General features: G+C 62.8%; 28 protein-coding genes and 1 tRNA gene. 10 read left to right on the plus strand and 19 right to left on the minus strand.

The window, feature by feature from the left end; genetic code table 11:
• Window positions 1–22: 22 nt before the first annotated feature.
• Window positions 23–343 (minus strand): heat shock protein HspQ, encoded by a 321-nt coding sequence (gene hspQ / locus C935_RS0104780; protein WP_018861377.1) that lies wholly within the window; start codon window positions 341–343, stop codon window positions 23–25.
• Between the two features lie 111 nt (window positions 344–454).
• Here hspQ and C935_RS0104785 point away from each other — a divergent pair, with 111 nt between their 5' ends.
• Window positions 455–1,003: an NUDIX domain-containing protein gene (locus tag C935_RS0104785; RefSeq protein WP_018861378.1), complete on the plus strand. Its 549-nt coding sequence runs from the start codon at window positions 455–457 to the stop codon at window positions 1,001–1,003.
• Between the two features lies 1 nt (window position 1,004).
• Here the strand turns inward: C935_RS0104785 and C935_RS0104790 are convergent, their stop codons facing one another.
• Window positions 1,005–1,667, minus strand: a complete 663-nt coding sequence (locus C935_RS0104790) for an L-fuculose-phosphate aldolase (protein WP_018861379.1) — start codon at window positions 1,665–1,667, stop codon at window positions 1,005–1,007.
• A 229-nt stretch (window positions 1,668–1,896) separates the two neighbouring features.
• Between C935_RS0104790 and C935_RS0104795 the strand changes: the two genes are divergently transcribed.
• Complete coding sequence (locus tag C935_RS0104795) at window positions 1,897–2,364, plus strand: cytochrome c (protein ID WP_018861380.1); 468 nt, start codon at window positions 1,897–1,899, stop codon at window positions 2,362–2,364.
• 3 nt (window positions 2,365–2,367) lie between these two features.
• Window positions 2,368–3,294 (plus strand): c-type cytochrome, encoded by a 927-nt coding sequence (locus tag C935_RS0104800; protein ID WP_026278645.1) that lies wholly within the window; start codon window positions 2,368–2,370, stop codon window positions 3,292–3,294.
• A gap of 63 nt (window positions 3,295–3,357) precedes the next feature.
• Here the strand turns inward: C935_RS0104800 and C935_RS0104805 are convergent.
• Window positions 3,358–3,433: transfer RNA gene (locus C935_RS0104805), tRNA-Asn, on the minus strand.
• Window positions 3,434–3,486: 53 nt separating this feature from the next.
• Window positions 3,487–4,677, minus strand: a complete 1,191-nt coding sequence (locus tag C935_RS0104810; RefSeq protein ID WP_018861382.1) for a pyridoxal phosphate-dependent aminotransferase — start codon at window positions 4,675–4,677, stop codon at window positions 3,487–3,489.
• Between the two features lie 103 nt (window positions 4,678–4,780).
• On the opposite strand from C935_RS0104810, the gene uvrB reads away from it, so the two are divergent.
• The 5 genes from uvrB to C935_RS0104835 all read left to right on the plus strand — a co-directional run bounded on the left by uvrB (window position 4,781) and on the right by C935_RS0104835 (window position 9,883).
• Window positions 4,781–6,814: an excinuclease ABC subunit UvrB gene (gene uvrB, locus C935_RS0104815; RefSeq protein WP_018861383.1), complete on the plus strand. Its 2,034-nt coding sequence runs from the start codon at window positions 4,781–4,783 to the stop codon at window positions 6,812–6,814.
• A 78-nt stretch (window positions 6,815–6,892) separates the two neighbouring features.
• Window positions 6,893–7,900: a beta-N-acetylhexosaminidase gene (nagZ, locus tag C935_RS0104820; protein ID WP_018861384.1), complete on the plus strand. Its 1,008-nt coding sequence runs from the start codon at window positions 6,893–6,895 to the stop codon at window positions 7,898–7,900.
• A gap of 138 nt (window positions 7,901–8,038) precedes the next feature.
• On the plus strand, window positions 8,039–8,407 hold the full coding sequence (locus C935_RS0104825) for a DsrE family protein (RefSeq protein WP_018861385.1): 369 nt from the start codon (window positions 8,039–8,041) through the stop codon (window positions 8,405–8,407).
• Window positions 8,408–8,564: 157 nt separating this feature from the next.
• A complete protein-coding gene (locus C935_RS0104830) occupies window positions 8,565–9,116 on the plus strand; it encodes a hypoxanthine-guanine phosphoribosyltransferase (protein WP_018861386.1) in 552 nt (183 codons plus the stop codon).
• Between the two features lie 14 nt (window positions 9,117–9,130).
• On the plus strand, window positions 9,131–9,883 hold the full coding sequence (locus C935_RS0104835; protein WP_018861387.1) for an S-methyl-5'-thioinosine phosphorylase: 753 nt from the start codon (window positions 9,131–9,133) through the stop codon (window positions 9,881–9,883).
• Window positions 9,884–9,996: 113 nt separating this feature from the next.
• On the opposite strand, the gene C935_RS0104840 is transcribed toward C935_RS0104835, so the two are convergent.
• From C935_RS0104840 to C935_RS0104850, 3 genes are all read right to left on the minus strand, one after another.
• Window positions 9,997–10,284 (minus strand): hypothetical protein, encoded by a 288-nt coding sequence (locus C935_RS0104840; RefSeq protein ID WP_026278646.1) that lies wholly within the window; start codon window positions 10,282–10,284, stop codon window positions 9,997–9,999.
• Between the two features lie 478 nt (window positions 10,285–10,762).
• Complete coding sequence (locus C935_RS13380) at window positions 10,763–11,464, minus strand: LuxR C-terminal-related transcriptional regulator (RefSeq protein WP_018861389.1); 702 nt, start codon at window positions 11,462–11,464, stop codon at window positions 10,763–10,765.
• A gap of 243 nt (window positions 11,465–11,707) precedes the next feature.
• On the minus strand, window positions 11,708–13,069 hold the full coding sequence (locus C935_RS0104850; protein ID WP_018861390.1) for an adenosylmethionine--8-amino-7-oxononanoate transaminase: 1,362 nt from the start codon (window positions 13,067–13,069) through the stop codon (window positions 11,708–11,710).
• Between the two features lie 178 nt (window positions 13,070–13,247).
• Between C935_RS0104850 and C935_RS0104855 the strand changes: the two genes are divergently transcribed.
• Window positions 13,248–14,366, plus strand: coding sequence for an aminotransferase class V-fold PLP-dependent enzyme (locus tag C935_RS0104855; protein ID WP_018861391.1), 1,119 nt, complete (start codon window positions 13,248–13,250; stop codon window positions 14,364–14,366).
• A gap of 20 nt (window positions 14,367–14,386) precedes the next feature.
• Here the strand turns inward: C935_RS0104855 and C935_RS0104860 are convergent, their stop codons facing one another.
• The 10 genes from C935_RS0104860 to fabD form a co-directional block, all read right to left on the minus strand.
• Window positions 14,387–14,725: a PilZ domain-containing protein gene (locus C935_RS0104860; RefSeq protein WP_018861392.1), complete on the minus strand. Its 339-nt coding sequence runs from the start codon at window positions 14,723–14,725 to the stop codon at window positions 14,387–14,389.
• A gap of 81 nt (window positions 14,726–14,806) precedes the next feature.
• A complete protein-coding gene (locus tag C935_RS0104865; RefSeq protein WP_026278648.1) occupies window positions 14,807–15,814 on the minus strand; it encodes a DNA-directed DNA polymerase in 1,008 nt (335 codons plus the stop codon).
• Window positions 15,781–16,452, minus strand: coding sequence for a dTMP kinase (gene tmk / locus C935_RS0104870; protein ID WP_018861394.1), 672 nt, complete (start codon window positions 16,450–16,452; stop codon window positions 15,781–15,783). The genes C935_RS0104865 and tmk overlap by 34 nt, the downstream gene beginning before the upstream one ends.
• A complete protein-coding gene (gene mltG, locus C935_RS0104875) occupies window positions 16,449–17,486 on the minus strand; it encodes an endolytic transglycosylase MltG (RefSeq protein WP_018861395.1) in 1,038 nt (345 codons plus the stop codon). The genes tmk and mltG overlap by 4 nt, the downstream gene beginning before the upstream one ends.
• Complete coding sequence (gene pabC / locus C935_RS0104880) at window positions 17,473–18,282, minus strand: aminodeoxychorismate lyase (protein ID WP_018861396.1); 810 nt, start codon at window positions 18,280–18,282, stop codon at window positions 17,473–17,475. The genes mltG and pabC overlap by 14 nt, the downstream gene beginning before the upstream one ends.
• Window positions 18,279–19,610: an aminodeoxychorismate synthase component I gene (locus tag C935_RS0104885; protein ID WP_018861397.1), complete on the minus strand. Its 1,332-nt coding sequence runs from the start codon at window positions 19,608–19,610 to the stop codon at window positions 18,279–18,281. Before C935_RS0104885 ends, pabC begins: the two co-directional genes overlap by 4 nt.
• A gap of 4 nt (window positions 19,611–19,614) precedes the next feature.
• A complete protein-coding gene (fabF, locus tag C935_RS0104890; RefSeq protein ID WP_018861398.1) occupies window positions 19,615–20,835 on the minus strand; it encodes a beta-ketoacyl-ACP synthase II in 1,221 nt (406 codons plus the stop codon).
• A gap of 128 nt (window positions 20,836–20,963) precedes the next feature.
• Window positions 20,964–21,203, minus strand: coding sequence for an acyl carrier protein (acpP, locus tag C935_RS0104895; protein WP_012982657.1), 240 nt, complete (start codon window positions 21,201–21,203; stop codon window positions 20,964–20,966).
• A gap of 130 nt (window positions 21,204–21,333) precedes the next feature.
• Window positions 21,334–22,071: a 3-oxoacyl-ACP reductase FabG gene (gene fabG, locus C935_RS0104900; RefSeq protein WP_018868212.1), complete on the minus strand. Its 738-nt coding sequence runs from the start codon at window positions 22,069–22,071 to the stop codon at window positions 21,334–21,336.
• Between the two features lie 46 nt (window positions 22,072–22,117).
• Window positions 22,118–23,062 carry an ACP S-malonyltransferase gene (gene fabD / locus C935_RS0104905; protein WP_018861400.1) on the minus strand — a complete coding sequence of 315 codons (945 nt, stop codon included), beginning with the start codon at window positions 23,060–23,062 and terminating at the stop codon, window positions 22,118–22,120.
• A 202-nt stretch (window positions 23,063–23,264) separates the two neighbouring features.
• On the opposite strand from fabD, the gene infA reads away from it, so the two are divergent.
• Window positions 23,265–23,483 carry a translation initiation factor IF-1 gene (gene infA, locus C935_RS0104910; RefSeq protein WP_018861401.1) on the plus strand — a complete coding sequence of 73 codons (219 nt, stop codon included), beginning with the start codon at window positions 23,265–23,267 and terminating at the stop codon, window positions 23,481–23,483.
• 123 nt (window positions 23,484–23,606) lie between these two features.
• Here infA and clpA read toward each other — a convergent pair whose 3' ends face one another.
• Window positions 23,607–25,874: an ATP-dependent Clp protease ATP-binding subunit ClpA gene (clpA, locus tag C935_RS0104915; RefSeq protein WP_018861402.1), complete on the minus strand. Its 2,268-nt coding sequence runs from the start codon at window positions 25,872–25,874 to the stop codon at window positions 23,607–23,609.
• A 5-nt stretch (window positions 25,875–25,879) separates the two neighbouring features.
• Window positions 25,880–26,206 (minus strand): ATP-dependent Clp protease adapter ClpS, encoded by a 327-nt coding sequence (gene clpS, locus C935_RS0104920; protein WP_018139417.1) that lies wholly within the window; start codon window positions 26,204–26,206, stop codon window positions 25,880–25,882.
• Window positions 26,207–26,276: the final 70 nt, after the last annotated feature.

Raw genomic sequence — 26,276 nt, forward strand, 5'->3', positions numbered from 1 at the left:
GTTCGGCCGGAGAAGGGTGGACTCAGTGGGTGCGCGAATTGCTCCCCCGGCAATAGCGCCCGTTGAGGAAATGATCGAAATACCGGCCGAGGGCCGGATGGTCGATCTGCTGACCGGAGGTGTCCGCCTCCAGGTGCCGTTCGGCGACATACGTACTGTGGGAATAGCCGTCCACCAGCACGTGGTACCAGGGCTGATCCTTGGGTGGCCGGCTTCTGGCCACTGTTTCATACCATTCGTCCGAGCCGGAAAAGACCGGATCAACCTCGACGATCACACCGCGGTAGCCGAACTTGCTATGGTGGACGAGCTCGCCCACGGTGAACTGTGTTCCCTGTGTCATCGCTGCCCCCTGGCGGCGGTTGTTACGTGAATCACTGTCTGTCAGAAAAGACCATCGCCCGGGTCTCACGTTCCGGCGCGTGGTCATGAACCCGCAAAGCGACCGTATACCATGTCCCGTGACGCCAGCATCCCTCACCCCGAATTCCACCGGGCCGTGCCCGAGAATGATGATCGCGAACGCAAAATCTGTTCTCACTGTGGCTTCGTGGATTACGAAAACCCGCGGATCGTGGTGGGCGTCGTCGCCACATGGGCGGAGCGGGTCCTGCTTTGCCGCCGGGCGATTGATCCCCGCAAGGGGCACTGGACGCTACCTGCAGGATACATGGAGCTTGGCGAGTCGACAGAGCAGGGCGCCGAGCGCGAGGCCTGGGAAGAAGCGCGCGCCAAATTGCGTATCGATCGCCTTCTAGCCGTCTACAGCCTGCCGCATATTGGACAGGTGCAGATGATCTATCGCGCCGAACTGCTCAGTGAGGATGTCTCGCCGGGACCCGAGTCCGAGGAGGTCGCGTTGTTCGACTTCAATGACCTGCCCGAAGAGCTGGCATTTCCGTCGGTATCCTGGGCCCTGCGGCACTACCAGCAAACGCGCCACCTGAATGAATTTGCGCCGATGAGCGCCCCGGAGTCTGCGAGCCCGCTGGGCGGATTGTAGATCAGCTGTTTTGCGCGGCCCGGGGCGGTCCGTAGTCCCGGAATTTCTCCAGTACGCGCGCCATCTCCTCGTCGCCGAGGAGCTGCGGGCCGCCAATCTGCAAACTCAGCACATACTGCTGCGCAAGCAGCTCGACTTCCTCGGTGAGCCAAAGGGCGCGAGCAAGATCCGGGCCGGTCGCGATCATGCCGTGATTGGCCAGCAGGCACGCGAGGCGATCCTGCAACGCGTCCACTGCGTAACGTGACAACTGCTCCGTTCCGAACGTGGCATAGGGGGCACAGCGGATCGAGTTGCCCCCGGCGGCCGCTACCATGTAGTGCAGGGCGGGGATATCACGCCCCTGAATTGCGACAACACTGGCATAGGTCGAGTGAACATGCACCACGGCGTTCAATTCCGGGCGCGCCTGCAGGATGGCCCGATGAAAATGCCACTCGCTGGAAGGCTTCTGGTGGTCGGGCCAGTGGCCGCTGGCATCGACGGCGACTAGGTCCTCGGGGCCCAGGGATTCGTAGGGCATGCCGGACGGGGTAATCAGCATGCCATCGCCCAGGCGCGCGCTGACGTTGCCCGAAGTGCCCTGATTCAGTCCCCGCCGGTTGGTCTCGAGCGCGGTGTCGACAATCGCCTGGCGCAGGGCCAGTTCATCGGTGGCAGGCATTGGGATCCTGGCGGATGGGTGAAAGCCGGATTGTATCGCGACAGGCTCGAAGGATCGCTCGGGGAACACCCGCAATTTTATGGGGTCAATGTCGAGAGGTCGGCGTGATCGGGGCGTGAAGGCGCCGATGGCGTGAACGCCGCCTGGACATCTATATTGAAGGCTGTACCTGGCGGGCCGCGGCGGGTGTGCGGCTCTTTCGATGTTCCTGGAACAGGGAGGATACCCAATGAAAAAACCGCTTCGATTCCTGACCGTGGCTTCAGTTGTCGGTACGCTGGCGCTGGGGCTGGGGGCCGTACATTCCGTGCACGCGTTTGACGAACACGAGGCAACCATTGATTACCGTCAGGGCGTGATGCGGGCGATCGGTGGCAATGTGGGTTCCATCGCCGCGGTGATTGTCGACGGCGCTGACTTTGGTGAAAACCTGGAGATGCATACCAAGCATCTGGTGGACCTCACGGGCGATATTCCCGCGTTGTTCCCCGAGGGCAGTGACTTCCCGGATACTGATGCCAGGGAGGAAATCTGGGACGACTGGGATCGTTTCCAGGAACTCGCCCAGGACACCAAGGAAGCGGCCGAGGAATTGCACGCAGCCGTGGAGGCCGGTGACGACGACGAGCTTCCCATTCGTTTTCGCAACCTTGGCCAGTCCTGTCAGGCCTGCCACGACGATTTCCGCCGCGACTGAGCGGTGGTGGTGACTACAAGGCGTACAGGGCCGGCGGTCTGGCTGCCGGCCCTGGCCATTGCTGTCGTCGCATTGGGACCTGCCGTACAGGCAGATGTGGAAATCGGCGAAGCCGATCCGCAGGCGGGCGAGGAGGATCGCATCGCCTACGGTGAGTATGTCTTGCGTGCCGGCGGCTGCGTGACCTGTCACACCGCAGAGGAGGGCGATTTCCTCGCCGGTGGGCGCCCCATCGAAAGTCCGTTCGGGGTGTTTTACGGCCCCAATATCACTCCGGACGAGGAGTACGGCATCGGTGGCTGGTCGGAGGACGACTTCAAAAAGGCGCTGAGAGAAGGGCGAAGCCCGAATGGGACTCACTACTACCCTGCGTTTCCGTACACTGCATACACCAGGATGAAGGACAAGGATGTGGAGGCGCTATGGGCCTATCTGCAGTCCGAAGTCGAGCCTGTGGCCAGGGAAAACACCCCTCACGATCTGGACTGGTTTGTACGCTTTCGGCCGTCGCTCAGCGTGTGGAAATGGTTGCATTTCGAGCCAGGAGAGTTCGAGGCCAATCCCGACGAATCCGAGGAATGGAACCGCGGCGCCTATCTGATTCAGGCCTTGGGCCATTGCATGGAGTGTCACACCCCGAGGACGCGGACGGGCGGGCTTGATCTTGAGCGCCTGGGTGCCGGGGCACGAATGCCGGATGGAGACGTGGCACCCAATATCACGCCGGATCGTGAGACCGGTATCGGCCGCTGGGGGGCACGCCATATTGCTCGCTACCTGGAAATGGGGATTACCCGTGACGGGGACTTCGCCGGTAGCAGCATGGCCGACGTAATCGAACACGGAACGTCCTATCTGACCAGTGACGATCGGCGAGCAATCGCGGCCTATCTGCAGTCTCTGGAGCCCATCGAACACGAACCGGACTGAGCGCGAATGACACGCATGAAAAAGGGCCAGGCTGCATTGCAGACCTGGCCCTTGATCTTTGTCTGGCTCCCCGGGACGGGCTCGAACCGCCGACCTAGTGATTAACAGTCACCCGCTCTACCGACTGAGCTACCGGGGAATAGGCCGCAGATCGTAATGGGGGGCGTCGACCCCGTCAAGCTTCAATGCCGCTCAGCGGTGGGTTGCGGCAAACTTCCGCAGCCGCTCCAGCGCCTTGTTCAGCGTTTCGACACTGGTGGCGAACGAGACGCGCACATGACCGGGTGCCCCGAATGCGCTTCCGGGCACCAGCGCGACGCCAACCTCGTCCAGCAATTGCTTGCTCAGTGCCACGTCGGTATCGATATCGGCAGCCTGCATCAGCCCCGTTACCTGCGGGAAGCAGTAGAACGTACCGTCGGGCATCAGGCAGTCGATGCCGTCGATCGCGTTCAGCCCGTCCACCACGTGCCGGGCACGTTCGGCGAATGCGGAGCACATCGCGATCACGCAGCCCTGGTCGCCGTCCAGCGCGGCCTGTGCGCCAGCCTGGGCAATCGAGGTGGGATTGGAGGTGCTCTGCGACTGAATCTTTTTCATCGCCGCAATCAGATTCTTTGGGCCCCCCGCGTAGCCGATCCGCCAGCCGGTCATTGCGTAGGCCTTGGACACGCCATTGAGCACGACAGTGCGCTCGAGCAGGTCGGGAGCAACATTCACGATGTTCACAAATGGCGTGGAGCCGAAGAGGATGTGTTCGTACATGTCGTCGGTCGCAATGACCACCCGGGGGTGCTCGCGCAATACCTCGGCCAGTGCCTTCAGTTCATCGGCCGTGTAAGCAGCACCGGTGGGATTGGACGGGCTGTTGATAAACACCAGACGGGTATTTGGCGTGATCGCCGCCGCGAGTTGCTCGCCCGTGATCCGGAATCCCGCCTCCTGGGTGGCGCTGACCACGACGGGCCGCGCGCCGGCCAGAAGTGCGATGTCGGGGTAGGAGACCCAGTAGGGCGCCGGGATCACCACCTCGTCGCCCGGGTTCAGCAGGGCCTGACAGAGGTTGAAGATACTCTGTTTGCCGCCGGAGGAGACCAGGATCTGGTCGCGCTCGAACGAAAGCCCGTTGTCGCGATCAAACTTGCGGATAATGGCGTCTTTCAGCCCCGCGGTACCGTCCACCGGAGTGTACTTGGTCTCCCCGCGGGCAAGGGCGTCGATCGCCGCCTGCTTGATATGCTCCGGGGTATCGAAATCCGGCTCGCCGGCCCCCAGCCCGACGATATCGCGACCCTCGGCCCGCAGTTGTGCGGCCAGCGCGCTGACGGCCAGGGTAGGGGAGGGCTGGATGCGCTGAACGCGATCGGAGAGCTCGATATCCAAGGCGGGCCTCATGCGGGTTGGGCTGGGTGGACGGCCAGACGCGAATGCATAACCGGCCGCAGAGTGGCGAAATAATACTGAAATCAGGCGCGGAGGATAAGGCGTGCAGCCAGAAGAGGCCGAACAATTCAAGGTGGTATCGCAGTATCAGCCCGCCGGTGATCAGCCGACGGCAATCCGCGAGCTGACCGATGGCATCGCGGCAGGGCTGGCCCACCAGGTGCTGCTGGGCGTAACCGGGTCCGGCAAGACGTTCACCATCGCCAATGTGATCCAGAACCTGCAGCGCCCGACCATCGTACTGGCGCCGAACAAGACCCTGGCCGCACAGCTGTATGGCGAGTTCAAGGAGTTCTTCCCGAACAACGCGGTGGAGTACTTCGTCTCGTACTACGATTACTACCAGCCGGAGGCTTACGTCCCGTCTTCGGATACCTATATCGAAAAGGACGCCTCGATCAATGACCACATCGAGCAGATGCGCCTGTCCGCGACGCGTGCCCTGCTGGAGCGCCGCGACGCGATCATCGTGGCCTCGGTGTCCGCCATATACGGCCTGGGCGACCCGCGAAAGTATCTGTCGATGGTGCTACATCTGCAGCGCGGGGACCGTATCGACCAGCGTGACCTGCTGCGCCGTCTGGCCGAGCTGCAGTACACCCGCAACGATACCGAACTGCGTCGCGCCACCTACCGGGTACGCGGGGAGGTCATCGACATCCACCCCGCCGAATCCGAGATCGAGGCCGTACGCATCGAGTTGTTCGACGACGAGATCGAGCGCCTGTCGTACTTTGATCCGCTGACTGGCGAGCAGCTGCGCACGGTTCCGCGCCTGACCATCTACCCGAAGACACACTACGTGACCCCGCGCGAGACGCTTCTGGGTGCGGTGGACCAGATCCGCGACGAGCTCAAGGAACGCCTCGACTTCCTGCGCAAGGAGGATCGGCTGGTCGAGGCACAGCGACTGGAGCAGCGCACGCTGTTCGACCTGGAGATGATCCTCGAGATCGGCTACTGCAACGGTATCGAGAACTACTCGCGCTATCTCTCCGGCCGGGCACCCGGCGAGCCTCCCCCCACGTTTTTCGACTACTTGCCCAAGGACGCGCTGCTGGTGATCGACGAGTCGCATGTGTCGGTGCCGCAGGTGGGGGGGATGTACAAGGGCGACCGCTCGCGCAAGGAGACGCTGGTGGAATACGGCTTTCGCCTGCCATCGGCGCTGGACAACCGCCCGCTGCGCTTCGAGGAATTCGAGGCCCTGCAGCCGCAGACCATCTACGTCTCCGCCACGCCGGGGCCGTACGAGCGCGAACATGCCGGGGCGATTATCGATCAGGTCGTCCGGCCCACCGGGCTTCTGGATCCGATTCTCGAGGTACGCCCGGCCGGCAGCCAGGTCGATGACTGCCTGTCCGAGGTGCGCGAGCGGGTGGAGCGTGACGAGCGCGTACTGATCACCACTCTGACCAAGCGCATGGCCGAGGACCTGACCGACTATCTCTCGGAGCACGGTGTGCGGGTGCGCTATCTGCATTCGGATATCGATACCGTCGAGCGCATGGAGATCATCCGCGACCTGCGACTGGGCGAGTTCGATGTCCTCGTGGGAATCAACCTCCTGCGCGAGGGGCTGGATATGCCCGAGGTCTCGTTGGTGGCGATCTTCGACGCCGACAAGGAGGGCTTCCTGCGCTCCGACCGCTCCCTGATCCAGACCATCGGGCGCGCGGCGCGCAACGTGAACGGCAAGGCGATCCTGTACGCGGACAAGGTCACCGGATCGATGCAGCGGGCCATGGACGAGACCGAGCGCCGCCGGGACCGGCAGATCGCCCACAACGAGGCGCATGGCATCACTCCGCAGGGGATTCGGAAGAACGTTGCGGACATCCTCGAGGCGCGCAACGCCACGCCGGGTTCCGGGCGCCGTCGCGGCCAGAAGAAGGTCGCAGAGGACGCACCGGACTACATCGACGCCCCGGAGAACGCCGCCAGGGAGATCGAGAAGCTCGAGCAGGAGATGTTCCAGAAGGCCCGCGACCTGGAGTTCGAAGAGGCCGCACGGATCCGCGATCGCATCGAGAAGCTCAAAACACTCGCATTCCGTCCCGAAGCCTCGCTATCCTAAAAGGATTGCTCGGGTCACGAGCGCCAGTTGAGTACCGATTCAATGGCTTCTCCCGTATCCCTGCCCCTGGGGCCTGTCATGCTCGATGTGACCGGTCTGGAACTGACCCCGGAAGATCGTGAACGCCTGCGGCATCCGGCCACGGGCGGCGTCATCCTGTTCGCCCGCAATGCCGGCACGCCGGAGCAGGTGAGGGCGCTCACCGATGCGATACGCGCCGAGCGACCCGGCATTCTCATTGCCGTGGATCAGGAGGGCGGGCGTGTCCAGCGTCTGCGGGATGGCTTCACCAGGCTTCCGCCCATGCGGGATCTGGGGCAGGTCGATGACTACGACCGCAACAAGGCCTGCGAGCTGGCCCATGCCACTGGGGAACTGCTGGCACTGGAGTTGCGCGAAGCTGGGATCGATTTCAGTTTTGCCCCCGTCCTGGACCGCGACATTGGCGTGAGCGAGGTCATTGGGGATCGGGCTTTTCATCATGACCCGGACGTCATCGCACGCCTGGCCGGCGAGCTCATTCGCGGCCTTGCGGCAGGCGGAATGGCCAGCGTAGGGAAGCATTTTCCGGGGCACGGGGCCGTAAAGGCGGACTCCCATGTTGCTCTGCCGGTCGATGATCGTCCTCTGGCCGAGATCGAAGCGGACGACATCGCCGCTTTTCGCCCCGTCCTGGGTGATCTGGATGCCGTGATGCCCGCGCACGTGCTGTACCCCCAGGTGGACGACCAGCCCGCCGGTTTTTCGCGCATCTGGCTACAGGACATCCTGCGCCGGGAGCTCCGTTTTCGTGGGGCCATTCTGAGCGATGACCTGGCTATGGCGGGCGCAGAAGCCATCGGCAGTCCCGCCGAGCGTGCGAAGGCCGCCCGCGCGGCGGGTTGCGACATGGTGTTGATCTGCAATGAGCCGGCTCAGGCCGATTCGATCCTTGAAGCCCAGCAAGAGAAACCCCTCGATGCCCAGGCGTTGCGGCGTATCGAGGCCTTGCGCGCCCGGACGGTGGAACAGCCACCGAGGCGGATACAGGCGCTTCGGGCTCAACTGCATCAATGGCTCGAAGCGCAACAGGCAGCGACTGCCTGAGGACCGTGTTCCTCCGGGACGAGAATGATGGTGGGCGGTGCATTGGCGCCCAGGCGCTGGCACGCCTATAATGCGCCACCGGTTTGCGCTTGAGCAGCTGTTAATATTCACACTCACCACTGAAGTTGGAGATCAAAAATGGCCGACAAGCTCCTGATCGTCATGGTTAACACCGATCCGAGCAGCCCCTCCGAGCTGGGCGCCCCGTTTTTCCAGGCCACTGTGGCCGCCGCGATGGAATATGACGTCGAGGTCGTCATGACCGGCCGTGCCGGCGAACTGGCCAAGAAGGGCGTTGCCGAAAACCTGTATGTCCAGGAAGGCTCCAGCAAGAGCGTGTACGACTTCATCAAGGATGCCCACGAAGCCGGCGTCGTGATGAAGGTCTGCACGCCGACCCTGGATCTGTGGGGCAATGACCTGATTCCGGAAATCGAGGAAACCGTGGGCGGCGCCTACGTGATTTCCGAAGCCATGGATGACGACACCGTGACCTTTACCTACTAAGGGTTCACACATCCGTTGCTTTGCCAACCGGCCGGCCCTTGCGCCGGCCGGTTGCGTTTGCACGGCCTGAGTCCTCCATACACCCCGGAGTCAGGCCTTGCCGTCGGCCAGCCACTCGGCCAACATCCTTCCTCTCAAAACCACATCAGGACCTTTGATGAGCCCGGAACAGGCCCGCGCGACGCTCCGAGATGCCGATTGCCTCTATAGCCGTGACGCGGTTGAAACCGCGATCGATCGCTTGGCCGAACGAACCGCGCAGGTGCTGAAGGACCGCAACCCCCTGGTCCTGGGCGTGATGAACGGTGGTGTGGTGCTGATGGGGGGGCTTCTAACTCGCTGGTCGTTTCCCATGCAGGTGGACTATCTGCATGCCACGCGTTATCGCGGTGGCACCCGGGGAGGGGAGCAGTTGCACTGGCTGGCGCGGCCGCAGACACCGATTCGTGGGCGTACCGTCGTAATCGTGGATGACATCCTGGACGGCGGTATCACCCTTGAGGGGATCCAGGCGTTCTGCGAAGAGCAGGGCGCCGAGAAGGTGTATTCGGTGGTCCTTGTGGACAAGGCCAACCCCGAACGCGATCCCGCGATCACGGTCGATTTTGCCGCCCTGGAGGTGCCGAATCGCTATGTGTTCGGCTACGGGATGGATTACCAGGACTACCTTCGAAACGCACCCGGCATATTTGCCGTCGCAAACCACTAGGGACACAAAGATTTATGTCGACACCCCGTCTTGCCGTGATCGGCGGCACCGGCCTGACCCAGCTGAAATCCCTGGAAATCACCCGCAGGCAGGTGATGCACACTCCCTATGGAGAGCCTTCTGGGCCATTGGTGTTCGGCCGTCTGAATGATACGGAAATTGTCTTTTTGCCACGTCACGGGGCCCGCCACACGATTCCGCCGCATCAGGTGAATTACCGGGCTAACATCTGGGCGCTGAAGAATGCCGGGGTCGACAACGTAATCGCCGTGGCCGCGGTAGGCGGGATCACGGAAGGCATGAAGCCGGGCATGATTGCCATCCCCGATCAGATCATTGACTACACCTGGTCGCGCGCCAATACCTTTTTCGAGGGGGGCGATCTCGATGCCGTCACCCATATCGACATGACCTGGCCTTACAACCAGGGTGTCCGGGAGACACTGCTGAATGCGATTGACGATCTCCGCATCGAGGCCGCGGACCGGGGAACGTATGGCGCGACCCAGGGCCCGCGCCTGGAGACGGCGGCCGAAATCGATCGTATGGCAAGGGATGGCTGCGATCTGGTCGGCATGACGGGGATGCCCGAGACGGCGCTTGCCCGCGAGCTGGACCTCAACTACGCCTGCTGTGCCGTCATCGCGAATTGGGCGGCGGGACGTACCGAAGGCGAGATCACCATGGACGAGATCGGGCGCAATCTGGATGAGGGCATGGCACGGGTGAAGGACGTGCTCATACACGTGATCGAGACGCTCTCTTGACCATTATTACGGGGGAGAGGCCGGGCGCCTGGCCGAGCACGCAACCCCTTGTTCCATGACTTAACATAATATGTATTATGCGTCATGTATGGGTGGGCCTAGAAGTCCGATCGCTATCGGATCCTGAGATTCATCGCGCTGTTCAGGCCGTGGCTACGTGAACGCGTGGCATGCCCGTTCTTGGTCAGGACCAGGTCCAGATACCCGGGACCGCTAAGCTGTACGACCCGGCAGTCCACCCCGATACCTTCGAACTCCACTTCCAGTGGCACGACTCCCTCGAACTCCACTTCCTCGACCTCGTGCGTCCTGGTGACTGTGCACGTAATCGAGTATGCGGTGCCCTCGGGCCCGGAGGCTTGCAGAGTAATACGCGATTCCTTGGGCGATGATGTCGACATCGCATGAGTACCTCAGGCCAAGGGCAATCCGACCAGGATCGCCATGAACGTGTCTCGCTATGGGGAGCCACAGGGAGTCACGGGGATCCTTGAACCGGTGCATCCGCGAAAGAGTACCGACCGGCCTCGCCTGCCAGGCTCGATAGTCCTGAGAGTCCGACGCGCGATGATGCGTAGCGGCTGGATCCAGAGTGCAGTATGGCGGCGGAACCCTGGGTGGACATCAGAATAACGGGTGGTTTTTCGGGAGAGGTTTGTCGGTCGTTATCACGTGACAAGTATTAGCCGACTGATTGTGTAGCGATGGTGTATGACGGCACTCGGCAATACGTTGTACGTGTCTCCGTCGCAGGCGCTTGGTGGTATAGCACTGATCCTGCTTCGTTACGGCGTTACACACGGCCGAAGCGCGCACCCATGCCAAACACGGGGCGCGCATACCACAAGGTAGCTGCAGGGAACGGCCGACGCCCAGGGTCTAGACGGCGCGAGCCTCCGCCCGGCGTCGTCGCCACATAACCTGCGGAGGGGGTGCTCCCAGGTGGTCCTTGGCCCAATTGATCGCCTGGGTGCGATTCTTGACCTCGATCTTCCTGAAGATGTTGTACAGGTGAGACTTGACCGTATGCTCACTGATGAACAGCTGCTTCGCGATATTCATGTTGGTCTCGCCCGAGCCCAGCATCGCCAGGATTTCCAGTTCGCGTTGAGTCAGCCCACAGGCCGGGCGGTAGGTGTTCGTGCGCTGTTGGCGGTACAACCTCACCAGTCGGGTCATCAGGTGGCGGGACATCCAGAAGTCTCCGTTCAGGAGGCAGACAACGCCCTTGCACAAGAGGTCAAGCTGATCGGTCTTGTAGAAAATCCCCTGCAGATACAACACGTCGAGCAGGCGCAGTGCTTCGTCTTCACTGGGAATGTTGAACCCTGCGAAGACGGTTTTGGCACCATCGGCAACGGCTTGCTGGACGTGACCAATATCACGTTCGTCCAGTGAACTGGCATCAAAAAGAGCGAGGCTGTAGTCCCTGAGTGTTTGCGAGACCCTTGGAGATCCGGGCTCTAGCCCTGTTACGGCGCACCCGGTTTTTTCGGACACATATTCGATGAACAACGCCGACTGCGGTGACGCTGGCGTCACGATCAGTACTTCTCCCAAATCATCGTTTAGATCACTCATAACGTCACCTGCTCTCCGTGTTTTCGCAGTTACTATTGGAAAGACGAGGCACGCCTGAGTCAACGGACTAGATTTTCCAGACTTACCCCAGATGCCCTTACGATGGGCGTAATACTGATCTGGTGTGCATGATTAATGGAAAGTATATAGGCCCTGACTAGCGGCCAGTCAAGCACGGATGGATGAAAGTAATGCGACAGGTACGAAGAATCCGAAATGCGTGCGCGGGCGCACATATTTGAGTTAGATGCCGTCCGTTGCTCGATCGATCCCCTCGCCCATGACGTCAACGAGAAAATCGATCTGCTCCGGCGTAATCACATAAGGGGGCATCAGATAGGAGACATTGCCCAGTGGCCGTAAAAGCGCACCTCGGCTAAGGCCATGTCGGTAAATTGTCAGACCCCGGCGTTCCTGCCATGGGTAGGGTTTTCGGGTTTGTTTGTCCTGAATCAGCTCGATGGCGGCGATCATGCCGTGCTGGCGGACGTCGGCGACGTGGGGGTGGTCGGCCAGTGGGGCGAGTCGCCTGGCCATATGTTCGGACAGCGCCTTGTTCCGTTCCAGTACGGGGTCGGATGAAAAAATATCAAGCGTGGCCAGTGCCGCACGACAGGCCAAAGGATTACCTGTGTAGGAATGTGAGTGTAGAAACATATTGAGTTTCTCATAATCGTCGTAAAAGGCGTTGTAGATCTCTTCTGATGTCACAACGGCGGCCATCGGCAGATAGCCGCCGGTCAGGCCCTTTGAAAGGCACATAAAATCCGGGACGATCGGTCCCTGCTCACAGGCGAACATGGTCCCGGTGCGTCCGAATCCCACCGCGATCTCGTCGGCGATCAGGTGCACGCCATGGCGGTCACAGGCGTCCCGAAGCAAGCGCAGGTATTCAGGGTCATACATGCGCATGTGGCCCGCACACTGGACCAGGGGCTCCACGATTACGGCACAGACCTCATCCGCGTGTTCGGCGAGTGCGGCCTCCATGTGGGCGAACTGTCGCCGTGCCACGTCGGCACAGCTCTCCCCTGCTTCGCGCTCGTAGCAGTCCGGTGCGGGGACAGTGATCACATCCAGCATCAGGGGCTTGTAGGTGGCGCTGTAGAGTGGCACATCGCTGACCGAGAGTGCCCCCAGGGTCTCGCCGTGGTAGCTGTTGGACAGGCGGATGAATCGAGTCTTCTCGCCCCGGCCGGTGTTGAGCCAGTAGTGGAAGCTCATCTTGAGCGCCACCTCCACCCCGGCACTGCCATTGTCCGCCAGGAAGACCCGGTCGAGCCCTTCGGGGGTAAGGTCGATCAGCCGTTCGCACAGCTCCACGACAGGTTCATGCGTACAGCCCGCCAGGATCACGTGCTCGAGCTGGTCCAGCTGGTCGCGAACGGCGGCGTTGATTCGCGGGTTGGCATGGCCGAACAGGTTGACCCACCAGGAGCTGATGGCATCGAGGTATCGATTGCCGTCGAAGTCGTACAACCAGACGCCTTCCCCGCGCTGGATCGGGAGCAACGGCAGGGTCCCCTCCTCTCCGTAATCCTTCATCTGGGTACAGGGGTGCCAGAGGGCACGCAGGTCCCGGCGTTTGAGTTGTTCGTTATCCATGTGGTGGACTCTCGGGCGCTGTGGCCCCTTTGCGCTTGAAAGGCGCCAGAGGGGCGAAGTTTGCAATGCGCGGAAAGTAGCAGGGGGCCCCTGACCGGACAAGGCATCCCGCGAGCGCCTCGGGATTCAGCCTGCCCGCCCTTCTGAGGTACTCTTTGCTACCGGCCAGGAGGATCGCATGCACCCCGAATTCCCGCATCAGGACATCATCCATCTCAACCACGCGGCGGTTGGCGCCTGGCCGAGGCGTACCGAGGAGGCGGTTTGCCAGTTCGCTCGCGAGAACGTGCGCCAGGGCTCGAAGGACTATGGACGGTGGCTCGAGCGTGTGGATGCGACGCGCGAGCTGGCACGCGCCGTGATCGGGGCCCGCGACGCCGCGGATATCGCCTTCGTCAAGAACACCTCGGAAGCGCTTTCCATGGTGGCGTTCGGACTCCCCTGGTCGGCGGGTGACAACGTGGTATTCCCGGCCGGAGAATTCCCCTCCAATCGCGTCGTCTGGCACGCGGCGGGTGAGCGGTTCGGTATTGAGGTGCGCGAGGTCGAGGTGAGCGATGAGCCCGAACGCGACCTGCTGGCCGCCTGCGACCGCCAGACGCGGATGGTCGCGACCAGCGCGGTGCGTTATGACTCGGGCATTCGCGTGGATATCCAGGCGCTCGGGGCAGAGCTGCGTGCCCGGGGCATCCTGTTTTGCGTCGACGCGATCCAGCACCTGGGGGCGTTGCCCTTCGACGCCCCGGGTTGTCATGCGGATTTTGTGATGGCGGATGGCCACAAGTGGATGCTGGCACCGGAGGGAATCGGGATCTTCTACGTCAATCCCGAGATTCGCGATCAGCTCCGGCTACTGGAGTACGGGTGGAACATGCTGGCGCATGCCGGTGATTTCTCGAATCCGGAGTTGACCCCCGCCCCCTCGGCACGTCGCTTCGAACCCGGTAGCCACAACATGCTGGGTATCCATGCGTTGCATGCCAGCCTTTCCTTGCTACTGGAGGTGGGGATCGAGAATATCGATCATGATATTTGTTTCCACTGGCACCACCTGGCCGAGGAGCTGGAGGCGATGGGATGCGACGTGTTGACGCCGCGTGGCCGCCGTGCAGGCATCCTGACCTTTCGCCCACCTGCGGCGGATCTCGACGCCGTCTATGCGCGGCTCCAGGCCGGTGGGGTGTTGTGCGCGGTACGTGGTGGGGGCATCCGCTTTTCGCCGCACTACTACCTGACGGATCAGCAGATCGAGCGGGCCTTGGATCAGGTGCAGAAAGCGCTCGGGATCGCGGCCTGACGGTTGCAGTGCTCAGATGCTCAGAACGTGTGGGTCTTGCGATCCGAGTTGAGCATCCCGCCCAGGTGTTCCTCGATCCGGCGGTGCGTGACGCCCTTGTCGGACTTGTTGAACTGCACGCCGATGCCGCGCAGGCGGTTGCCCTGAGCCCTGGGCGGGGTAATCCAGACTACCGTGCACGGGGTCGGCAGGCGGTCGGAATCGTCCAGTAGCGACAACAGCAGGAAGACCTGGTCGCCGAGTTTGTAGGACTTGTCCGTGGGGATGAACAGCCCGCCGTTGGTCACGAAGGGCATGTACGCGGCGTACAGCGCTGGTTTTTCCTTGATTGCCAAGGTCAACATGCCCTGCCCGGCCATGTTCCCTCCCGCGACGGTGTCTGGACTAGCGAGTATCCCTCATCCTGGCTGGCACGCGCCACCCCCTGTTGCGAGACACTGTCAGCGTCTCCCCAGCGCCAGTGCGATCGCCTCGCTGCGGAGCGCGGGGCTCAGGTTGGCGCTATTCTGGCGCTGCCATTCCAGCGACTGCTGCGCCAGCCACGCCAGCCGACGTGCGCCACGCGCGCGGGCGAAGTCCAGCAGTTGGGTGCGCGGGAATTGTTCGCCGAAGGCATCCAGTTGCCCCACCAGCAACAGCCGCTGCGCCGACAACAGCAGGGCCTGAAGGCGCGGGAACAAGCGTTCCGGCACGCTGCGCTGAAGTGCGGCAGCGCTGGAATGCAGGTTGGATGCGTCCAGCAGGTTTGTCAGGATCTGACGGTCGGTTTCCCAGGCCTCCAGGGCCGCCGCATCGGTCAGGATTTCCCGTGCCAGCAACGGACGGTTGAGGCTTGCGGCATAGGCCTCCGCCACGCGTTCCGGCTGGTCGGTGTCCGCCGCGAGCCAATCGTGGACTTCGTTGATGGTGGGGCTGGCGATGTCGACTTGCTGGCAGCGGCTGCGAATGGTGGCGGGCAGACTGGCCGGCCGCGCGGCCTCGAGAAACAGAGATGCCCCGGCGGGTGGCTCTTCCAGCGTTTTGAGCAATGCGTTGGCCGCATTCAGGTTCAGGGAGTCGGCGGGCCGGATGACCAGGGCCCGCAATGTGCCCGCCGAGCCGCTCAGGGTCAGAAACTCCGCGGCATCGCGTACGGCATCGACCAGGATGTCCTTGCCGGGTTCGGCCGGTTCCAGCAACCTCACCTCCGGATGCACCCCCCCTTCCAGGCTGCGGCAGGCGTTGCAGTCGCCACAGCCGGGTTCGTCGCCGGATGACCGCTGGCATAACAGGCTCTGGACGACGCTGGTCGTCAACAGTGCCTTGCCGATGCCGGGGCTGCCGCTGATCAGGATCCCGCTGGGGAGGCGACCACCCCGCCCGCGTCGCACGAGCTGCTGTCTGACGGGTTCGAGCCAGGGTGGTTGTAACGGCATCATGTGCCCCGAGGCATGGGGTTGGTTCGCCACTCGTGCACCGCCCGGCCGACCGCGTCGGCCACCTGCTCGGGAGTGGCATTTCCATCAATGATACGGTAGCGATCCGGGTAGGTCCGTGCCCGCTCCAGATAGGCCTCGCGCACCCGCGCGAAGAATTCCAGTGCCTCACGCTCGATGCGATCACGACGCCCCCGTTGTACAGCCCGTTCGAGCCCTGTTTTGGGGTCGATGTCCAGCAACAGGACCAGATCGGGTCGCAGATCGCCCTGGACCCAGTGTTCCAGTTGGGCCACGCGCTCCATTCCCAGCCCCCTCCCTGCACCCTGATAGGCGAAGCTGGCATCGGTGAAACGATCGCTGATTACCCAGCGCCCGGCCGTGAGCGCAGGGCGAATTACAGAGTCGAGGTGCTGCGCGCGGGCGGCAAACATCAACAGGAGCTCAGCCTCTGGACACATACCGGGAAGATCAGGGTCGAGCAGTAACCCCCGCAGTCGTTCTCCCAGCGCCGTACCACCCGGTTCCCGTGTGCACTCGGGTTCGATCCCCGTCATGCGCAAAGCCTCCACCACGGTGGCCAGCTGGGTGGATTTGCCCGAGCCCTCAATGCCTTCCAGCACCACGAAGCGGGCGTCGGTGGACGCGATTGTGGCTGAGGGCGTAGTCATTGTCGGTTCCGGATGCCGTAGCGGGTACCATCACCACCGAGCTGATAGCGAATCACCGCTTGGCGATGTTCGCGGTACGTCTCGGAGAAGTGATGCGTCCCATCGCCCCTGGAGACAAAGAACAGATCGTCCGTCTCCGCCGGGCGCGCGGCGGCTTCGATGGCCGCCCGCCCCGGTAGTGCTATTGGGGTTGGTGGCAGCCCGGGCCGGGTGTAGGTGTTGTAGGGATGATCCCGTTGTAACTCGGCTCGGGTCAGGCGCTGCACTCCGGGTTCCTGGACGTAGAGCAGTGTGGGGTCGGTCTGCAGCAACATCCCGCGGCGCAGTCGGTTTACGAACACGCCCGCGACCCGATCCCGCTCTTCGCCACGCCCGGTCTCGCGTTCAATGATCGACGCAAGGATCAGCAATTCGTATGGCGATTCGACCGGGTGACCGTCAACGCGCGATTCCCATGCCGCTTGTAACGCCGCATCCATCGCGCGGTACGCGCGACGCAAGACGTCCAAAGCATCCGTGCCGGAACCGAAGAAGTAGGTATCCGGGAGAAACCAGCCCTCGGGATGCCCCAGTTCTTCGAGGTCCATCGCCTCCAGCAGGTTGTCGACTCCAACAGATTCTGGCGGTGGATTGATCTCTGGATGCTGCCGCAGGGCGCGCAGGGCCTGTGCGATCGTCCAGCCCTCCGGGACGGTCAGTCGGTGCTGCACCACCTCGCCGCGCGCCATGGCGTGTAACAGGCTGCGCGGGGTTGCCCCGGCATCCACCGCGTACTCGCCCGCCTGCAGCCGGGGGGCCAGGCCCTGGCGCCGACCGTACAGCTCGACCATCCAGGCCTGCTCGACCCAGCCGCGTTGCGCGAACTCCCGGCTCACCTGGCGTAGCCCCTGTCCCCTTTCGAGCTGGAACCGCTCCGTCTGATCCAGTGCCAGTGGCTGGTTCAGATCCTGGTGATAGCGATCAGCGAACCACCAGCCTCCAGCGGTCACGCCGACCAGCAAAATCCCGATTATCAGACCACTAATCCGCTTCATGGAGCGCCATACTCAGAACCCGAACCGGGTCATCCTGCCATGCCGTGTCCGGCATGTCCGTTTCGATCAGACGCGCTGGGTGTAATCCCAGGCGCGCATTGCTGACATAAAGTCCGTCTACCCGGTGCAATGCCCGTGGTTCCGCGCTCTGCTCGTGCACGGCCAAGCCGTGGGCAGCCGCATGGTCGAACACCCACGCCCTGCGTGTGCCAGCGATCCCCGCCTCGTCCACCGGGGGTGTGAACAGGCACTTTCCCCTGCGCCACCAGAGATTGCCTTGTGTAGCGCTGGCCAGACGCCCGCGAGTATCGCAGACGACGGCCTCGTCCCATCCGGCTTCCCAGGCTTGCCGAATCACCACCTGCTCCAGACGGCTCGTGTGCTTGAGCCCTGCGAGTGCGGGCTGAATCGCCATGGCTATCCGCGACCAGCCCATGCGCAGCGGTTCCGGGTCGGTACCGTCGGGTGGCGCGAGCGCGGGACCACCGGACACAATCCGCGTTATCGCAACGTCGTCGGGCGGCGCATAACCACGGGGCCCTTCACCACGAGTCACGGTAATGCGTGCCATACAGCGTCCCTCTGGCGCGACTTGTTGCAATTCATCGCGCAGCTGCGCTTCATCGACGAGCGGAAATCCCAGTCTGTTCAGCCCCCGTTCCAGCCGTGCGGCATGATAAGACCACAAGCGTGGGCGGCCAGCGTCCATCAGGACCGTCTCGAACAGCCCGTCGCCCAGCAACAGGCCCCGGTCGCTACCCGGAACGCCGGACCTGGCGCCATTGACCAGGATCACGCCTGACCTCCTAGTGCATCCAGCAGCCCGTGGGCCTTGTGGCGGGTTTCGGCGAGCTCGCGATCAGGATCCGAGTCCGCCACGATGCCCGCGCCCGCGCGAAAGCGAAGTTCGTTACCGCGCAGCACCAGGGTCCGGATCAGGATGTTGGTATCCATGCGCCCGTGCCGACTCACGTATCCACAGGATCCGGTGTACGCCCCGCGGGCCGCACCATGTTCCAGTTCCTGAATGATCTGCATGCTACGTATCTTGGGGCACCCGGTAATGGTGCCCCCAGGGAAAACAGCTCTCAGCACATCGCCCGCAGTCGCGCCCGGCCTCAGCCTTCCAACGATACTCGACACAATATGGTGCACCCGGCGGTAGCTTTCCACGGTCATCAGCTCGGCTACCCGTACACTCCCCGCGGACGCCACTCGGCCGATATCATTCCGCTCAAGGTCGACCAGCATTACATGTTCAGATCGTTCCTTAATGTTTCCCCGTAATTCACTAAAAAGACGAGAGTCCTTTTTCGAGTCTTCATCCCGGCGACGCGTGCCGGCGATAGGGCGGGTCTCGATCTCGCCACCTTCTACCGACACCAGCCGTTCTGGAGACGAACTGATCACCTGCCCCTCGGGAAACTGCAACCAGGCAGCGAATGGTGCGGCATTCGCATTCCTGAGCCGCGCATAAAGCGCAGCCCCGTTAAGTGTCTCGTCGCTGGTCACCTTCCATTCGCGAGACAGATTCACCTGAAAGGTATCGCCCGCGCGAATGTACTCAAGCCCCTGCCTGACCGCAGCGCGATAGCGATCGGGTTCTTCCTCGTCGATCACGAGATCCGGCAACGCCCCTGGCCCCAGCACATCCTCTCGGCATACCTCGAGGTCCGCGCGCATGGAGGCAATTTGGTCGGTGCCCTCCTCGCTTACCAAAAGCGTCTGGTCGTCGTGATGATCCACGATGATGGCTGCGGGAAAGCGGATGGCTCGTGCAGTCGGCAGCCAGGGGTCCTCACGGCAGCTACCCAAGGCCGGCTCCAGGTGCCAGGCCCACTCATAACCCAGATAAAGAAACCAGCCGCCGAGAAAAGGCAGGTGGCTATAACCCGGCTCGCCTTCCGTGTCGGGCCTTGAGTCGCTCAGGTCCTGGTCGAGAACGGCTAACAGATCGGCATCCGCATTCGCATCGACCGTGGCGCCCGGAAAGGCGAATAGTATGGAATAACGAGCCGGCGCCTGACCAATCAGCGCCGACTCGAGCAGGTGTGGATAGCGCTCCGGAAAGCGCCGGGCCAGGGGCGCCAGGTCGATCCCGCGCCCCAGCCGTTCGACTGCCATATGCTTAGAGAGTGCGAAACACCAGGGTGCCGTTCGTGCCCCCAAAACCGAAGGAATTCGAAAGGCCTACCTTCGTGTTCATCTCACGTGCTTCGTTGGCCACATAGTCCAGATCGCAGCCTTCGCCGGGGTTGTCGAGATTGATCGTCGGAGGCGAGACCTGATCCCGAAGCGCCAGTGCCGTGAACACCCCTTCGATGCCGCCGGCCGCACCGAGCAGGTGCCCGGTCATCGACTTGGTGGAATTCACCAGCAGCTTGTAGGCGTGATCGCCAAAGGCCTTCTTGAGCCCCTGTGTCTCCGCCAGATCACCCGCAGGCGTGGAAGTCCCGTGGGCATTGATGTAGCCCACTTCTTCGGGATTCACGCCCGCATCGTTCATCGCGCGGAGCATGCACTTGGCAGCACCCCCGCCATCCTGAGACGGCTGGGTCATGTGGTGGGCATCGGCGTTCCAGGCAAAGCCGGCTACTTCACAGTAGATGTGGGCACCGCGCGCCTTCGCGTGCTCGTACTCCTCAAGCATCATCACGCCAGCACCGTCACTCAACACAAAGCCGTCCCGATCCTGGTCCCAGGGCCGGGAGGCTCGCGCCGGATCGTCGTTGCGGGTCGAAAGTGCACGCGCGGCTGCAAAGCCGCCGATCCCCAGCGGCGTCGTGGCCATCTCGGCACCGCCGGCCACCATGGCGTCGGCATCGCCATAGGCGATCATGCGGGCCGCATCGCCAATGTTGTGCGTAGCGGTTGCACAGGCCGAAACAATCGAGATGTTCGGGCCCTGCAGGTTGCGCATGATGGAGAGATTCCCGGCGACCATGTTGATGATTGCGCTGGGCACGAAGAACGGGGAAATCTTGCGCGCACCACCTTTCAGATAGGCGGCGTAGGAACGTTCGATATAGGGCAGACCGCCAATCCCGGAACCAATCGCTACGCCGATACGTTCCGCGTTCTCCTCGGTTACCTCCAGACCGGAATCGTCCAGCGCCTGGATCCCGGCGGCCAGCCCGTAGAGGACGAAGGTGTCCATCTTTTTCTGGTCTTTCGTGGGGACGTAGTCATTGGCGTCGAAGTCCCGCACGGCCCCGGAAATCTTGACCGGCATGTCCGATGCATCAAACACATCAATGGGAGAGATGCCGCTCTTTCCGGCCTTGATGTTGGACCAGGCCTTGTCGATGGTAGAGCCGACCGGAGACACGATGCCCAGTCCGGTAATCACGACACGTCGCTTAGCCAATGAAGTTCTCCTCGGAAAGACTGAAATACGCGCTCAACGAAACGACGAAGGGCCACTCTGCTCGCAGAGAGGCCCGTCCGTGTCCTGTGCGAGCGCCCGGGGGCGCCCGATCAGTCCTTCATGTGCTCGTTGATGTAGTCGATCGCCTGCTGCACCGTGGTGATCTTTTCCGCCTGCTCGTCCGGGATTTCCGTCTCGAACTCTTCTTCGAGCGCCATCACCAGTTCCACGGTGTCCAGCGAGTCGGCACCCAGGTCGTCGACAAAGGCGGCACTGTTGGTGACGTCCTCTTCCTTGACGCCCAGCTGCTCGACAACGATCTTCTTGACGCGTTCTTCAATGCTACTCATGGTTCAGAAATCCCCTTCCAATTGAGGCGGCTTCGTTTGAAGGTTCGCCATTCTAGAGAAAAGCCCGGCCGCGTTCCAGGGACACGCGAACCTCTAGGGCTTGCGCGGGACCTCGGGCCCCACGGGTTGATCAGTGCATGAACATCCCGCCGTTCACATGCAGCGTTTCGCCGGTTATGTAGCCCGCCTCTTCGGAGGCCAGGAAGCCCACCGCCGCGGCGATTTCCTCCGGCGCGCCCAGGCGCCCCAGCGGGATCTGGCCCAGCAGTTGTTCCTTGGTCTCGTCTCCGAGTTCGCGGGTCATGTCGGTATCAATGAAACCCGGGGCCACGGTATTCACGGTGATGTTGCGGCTGCCGACCTCCCGCGCCAGCGAGCGGGCGAACCCTGCGAGTCCGGCCTTGGCGGCCGCATAGTTCGTCTGGCCGGCGTTTCCGGTGGAACCCACCACCGAGCCGACCAGGATGATACGCCCGCGGCGAAGCTTCATCATGCCCTTCAGCAGGCGCTGCGTCAGGCGCGCGGCGGCGGACAGGTTGGTGTTGATGATGGCATCCCACTCCTCGTCCTTCATCCGCATGAACAGGTTGTCGCGGGTGATGCCGGCGTTGTTCACCAGCACCTCCACCGGTCCTTCCTGCTCCTGGATGCTGGCGAGCCCAGCCGCGACCGAATCCGTGTCGGTCACATCCATGGCGATACCGCGTCCGTTCCATTCGGACAGCGCCTCGGTAATGCGTTGGGCACCGGATTCGCTGGTAGCGGTTCCCACGACCTGCAGGCCCTGCTCCGCCAGACGGCGCGCAATGGCCGCGCCAATACCGCGGCTGGCCCCGGTCACCAGAGCCACTCGTTTGTTATCGGACATCTTTCGCCTTCTTTATTTGGACTTGCTCGGACTCGAGTGTAGAGGGTCAGCCAGCCTTCAGTCGGCTCACGGTGGCGTTCAGCGTGTCACGATCGGCCACGTCGAACAGTTCCAGCCCGCGATCGATCCGTTTGGCCAGGCCGGTCAGCACGCGCCCGGGTCCGCATTCCACCTGTATCGCAGCACCCTGGCCGCGAAGCCCCTGGATGGTCTCCACCCAGCGTACCGGCCGGTAGAGCTGAGCGGCCAGATTGGCCCTGATCGCCTCCGCTGTCTCGGCAGGCGCCGCGGTTACATTTTGCCAAACGGGGATTTCCGGCGCCGCAAAGGTCGTCGTGTCGAGAACCGACTGCAGACGCTCGGCGGCCGGGCGCATCAGCGCGCAATGAGACGGCACGGACACGGGCAGCTTGAGCGCCCGCTTCGCCCCGGCGTCTTTCGCCGCACCGACCGCCCGGTCGACCGCTGCGGCCGCACCCGCGATCACTACCTGCCCGGGGGCATTCAGGTTGACGGCCTCAAGGACCTCGCCACTCGCGTTCGCCGCACACAGTTGCTCGACCGCGGCATCATCGAGACCGAGAATGGCAGCCATCGCGCCCTCGCCCTCGGGTACGGCGGCCTGCATGGCGCGGGCTCGTTCGGCTACCAGCCGCACTGCATCGGGGAAGCGCAGTACGCCCGCTGCGACCAGCGCGCTGTACTCGCCGAGGCTGTGGCCAGCCACCGCAACGGGACGCGCATCCGTCTGTTGCGTCAGCAGTCGCCAGGTGGCCACGCCGGCCGCGAGCATGACCGGCTGGGTCCATTCGGTCTGGTTCAGTTGTTCGACCGGGCCGTGCTGGCACAAGCTCCACAGGTCCGCATCCAGGCAGTCCGAGGCTTCCTGAAAGGTATCGCGTACGACCGCATGGTCGTCGCCCAGATCGGTGAGCATGCCGGTGGACTGGGAGCCCTGCCCCGGAAAGACTGCGGCCCAGGTAGTGGTCATTCGCTAATCGTCTCGCGCGTGAAAAAGCGGGCGTAGTGTAGGCCCTCGGGACAATGGCGGCAAACGGCCCCTCGTTCGTCGAAAACTTCACTCGCTTGGCGATCCGCAAGGGTCCCTATTGCGCCGGAAACCCCGTGTTGACTTGTGTTCGCGCGTGGCATCCGGATAATGTCGCCACCGAATTCAATACGCGAGGAACTGCATGGCGAAGGAAGACGAAATCGAGCTGGAAGGAACGGTGGTGGAGACCCTGCCGAATACGACGTTCCGTGTAGAGCTCGAAAACGGGCACACCATCACCGCCCATATCTCCGGCAAGATGCGCAAGCACTACATCCGCATCCTGCGTGGCGACAAGGTGATCGTGCAGATGACCCCCTACGACCTGAGCAAGGGCCGTATCGTCTACCGCAACAAGTAGTTCCGCGACAGGGCTGCATGCCCGCTCGCAAGATCCGAGCGCAATAATCCAAGGGGCCCACCCCCGAATGACGAAGCCCCGGCTGGACCGGGGCTTCGTGGTTTCTGAAGGCTGGGTTTCGTCTCAGGAGACCGCCGGCTCGCGAATATCGAGCTCAAGCCCGGACTCGCTCACCCGGACCACGACCTCGCCACCCTGCGCCAGACGCCCGAACAGCAACTCGTCGGCCAGCGGCTTCTTGATGTGCTCCTGTAGCGTGCGTGCCATCGGGCGCGCGCCCATCTTGACGTCGTAGCCATGCTCGGCCAGCCAGGCCCGGGCATCCGGTTCCACCGTCAGGTGCACCTTCTTCTCGTCCAACTGGGCCTGCAGCTGCGTCAGGAACTTGTCCACGACGTTCAGGATGGTCGCCTCGTCCAGCGGACCGAACTGGATGGTGGCATCCAGACGGTTACGGAACTCCGGCGTGAAGGTCCGCTTGATCGCCTCTATGGAATCGCTGGAGTGATCCTGCTGGGTAAAGCCCACGGACGGGCGGCTGGCCTGCTCCGCACCGGCATTCGTGGTCATCACCAGGATCACGTTGCGGAAGTCCACCTCGCGGCCATTGGCGTCCGTCAGCGTGCCGTGGTCCATCACCTGCAGCAGCACATTGAACACATCCGGATGAGCCTTCTCGATCTCGTCCAGCAGCAGCACCGAATGCGGATGCTTGAGGATCGCGTCGGTCAGCAGCCCGCCTTCGTCGTAGCCGACATAGCCGGGCGGCGCTCCGATCAGGCGCGAAACCGTATGGCGCTCCATGTATTCCGACATGTCGAAGCGCGCGAGGTGAATCCCCAGCTGCTGGGCAAGCTGACGCGTGACCTCGGTCTTCCCGACCCCGGTCGGCCCTGCGAACAGGAACGACCCGATCGGTTTGTCCATGTCGCCCAAACCGGAACGCGCCATCTTGATCGAGGTCGCGAGCGTCCCGATCGCCTCGTCCTGGCCGAAGACGGTCATCTTCAGGTTGCGTTCGAGGTTGCGCAGCGTCTCCTTGTCGGAGCTGGAGACCGATTTCGGCGGGATGCGCGCGATCTTGGCCACGATCGTCTCGATATCCTGCACGCCAATGGTCTTCTTGCGCTGACTCATCGGCAGTAGCTGCCGGCTGGCGCCGGCTTCGTCGATCAGGTCGATCGCCTTGTCCGGCAGGAACCGGTCGGTGATGTAGCGATCCGCCAGTTCCGCCGCGGCGCGCAGCGCCGGACGCGTGAAGCGAACATTGTGGTGTGCCTCGAAGCGAGACTTCAGCCCGCGCAGGATCTGCTCGGTCTCGTCCACGGTCGGCTCCGGGACTTCGATCTTCTGGAAGCGACGGGCCAGGGCGCGGTCCTTCTCGAAGATGCCGCGATATTCCTGATAGGTCGTCGAGCCGATGCACTTGAGTTCGCCCGAGGCGAGCATCGGCTTGATCAGGTTGGAGGCGTCCATCACGCCGCCGGAGGCGGCACCCGCACCGATAATGGTGTGGATCTCGTCGATGAACAGCACCGCGCCGGGTTCCTTCTTCAGTTGCGCCAGCACACCCTTCAGACGCTTCTCGAAGTCACCGCGATACTTGGTGCCCGCGACCAGCGCACCCAGGTCGAGGGCGTAGACGGTTGCGGACTCGATCGCCTCGGGCACCTGCTCGTCGACGATGCGCCGCGCCAGGCCTTCGGCGATCGCGGTCTTGCCGACTCCGGCCTCGCCCACCAGCAACGGGTTGTTCTTGCGCCGACGGCACAGGATCTGGATGGTCCGCTCGATCTCGTGGTCGCGCCCGATCAGCGGGTCGATCTCGTCCTTGCTCGCCTTCGCGTTGAGATTGGTCGCGTACAGCTGCAGGGCGTTGGTTTTTTCTTCCCGCTCGCCCTCGACCGGCTCTGGCTGTGGTTCGTTCGGGTTCTGCTGCCCCCCCAGTTCGTCTTCCCCGACCTTGGAGATGCCGTGGGAGATGAAATTCACGACGTCCAGGCGGCTGATGTTCTGCTGCCCGAGTACGTAGAGGGCCTGGCTGTCCTGTTCGCCGAACAGGGCGACCAGCACGTTCGCTCCGGAGACCTCCTTGCGGCCGCTGGACTGCACATGGAACACCGCTCTTTGCAGGACCCGCTGGAATCCCAGTGTCGGCTGCGTCTCGCGCGAGTCATTCGGCGGGATGCGCGGGGTGTTCTCGTCGATGTACACCTCGAGCTCATCGCGGATGCGGTCGAGATCGCCCCCACAGGCGCGCAACACCGTCGCGGCACTGGGGTTCTGCGCCAGCGCCATCAGGAGGTGCTCCACGGTCACGAACTCGTGGCGCTTCTCCCGCGCTTCCTTGAAGACCATGTTCAGGCTGAATTCGAGTTCCTTGTCGAGCATGGGAGTCAGACCTCCTCCATCGAGCAAAGCAGTGGATGCTGGTGGCTACGGGCGTAATCGTTCACCTGTGCCACCTTCGTCTCGGCCACATCCCGGGTATAGATGCCGCATACTCCTTTGCCGCGTGTATGCACGTGCAGCATCACCTGGGTGGCCTTTTCGCGATCCATACTGAAGAAGGTCTCCAGCACCTCGACCACGAACTCCATGGGCGTAAAGTCGTCGTTGAGCAGCACCACCTTGTACTGCCGCGGTGGCTTGAGCTCCGGCCTCGATTCTTCGACGGCGGTATTGCTGTCGTGATCGGGGATCTGGGGCTTTTTCTCACTCATCGGTCGAACTCACGCTTTCAGCGGTTGGTCATGCCAGTTCGGCCATCCAGGGAAACAATGATCCAGTGTC

This window comes from Thioalkalivibrio sp. ALJ3 (assembly GCF_000377205.1).
In the GTDB taxonomy this organism is placed as follows: Bacteria; Pseudomonadota; Gammaproteobacteria; order Ectothiorhodospirales; family Ectothiorhodospiraceae; genus Thioalkalivibrio.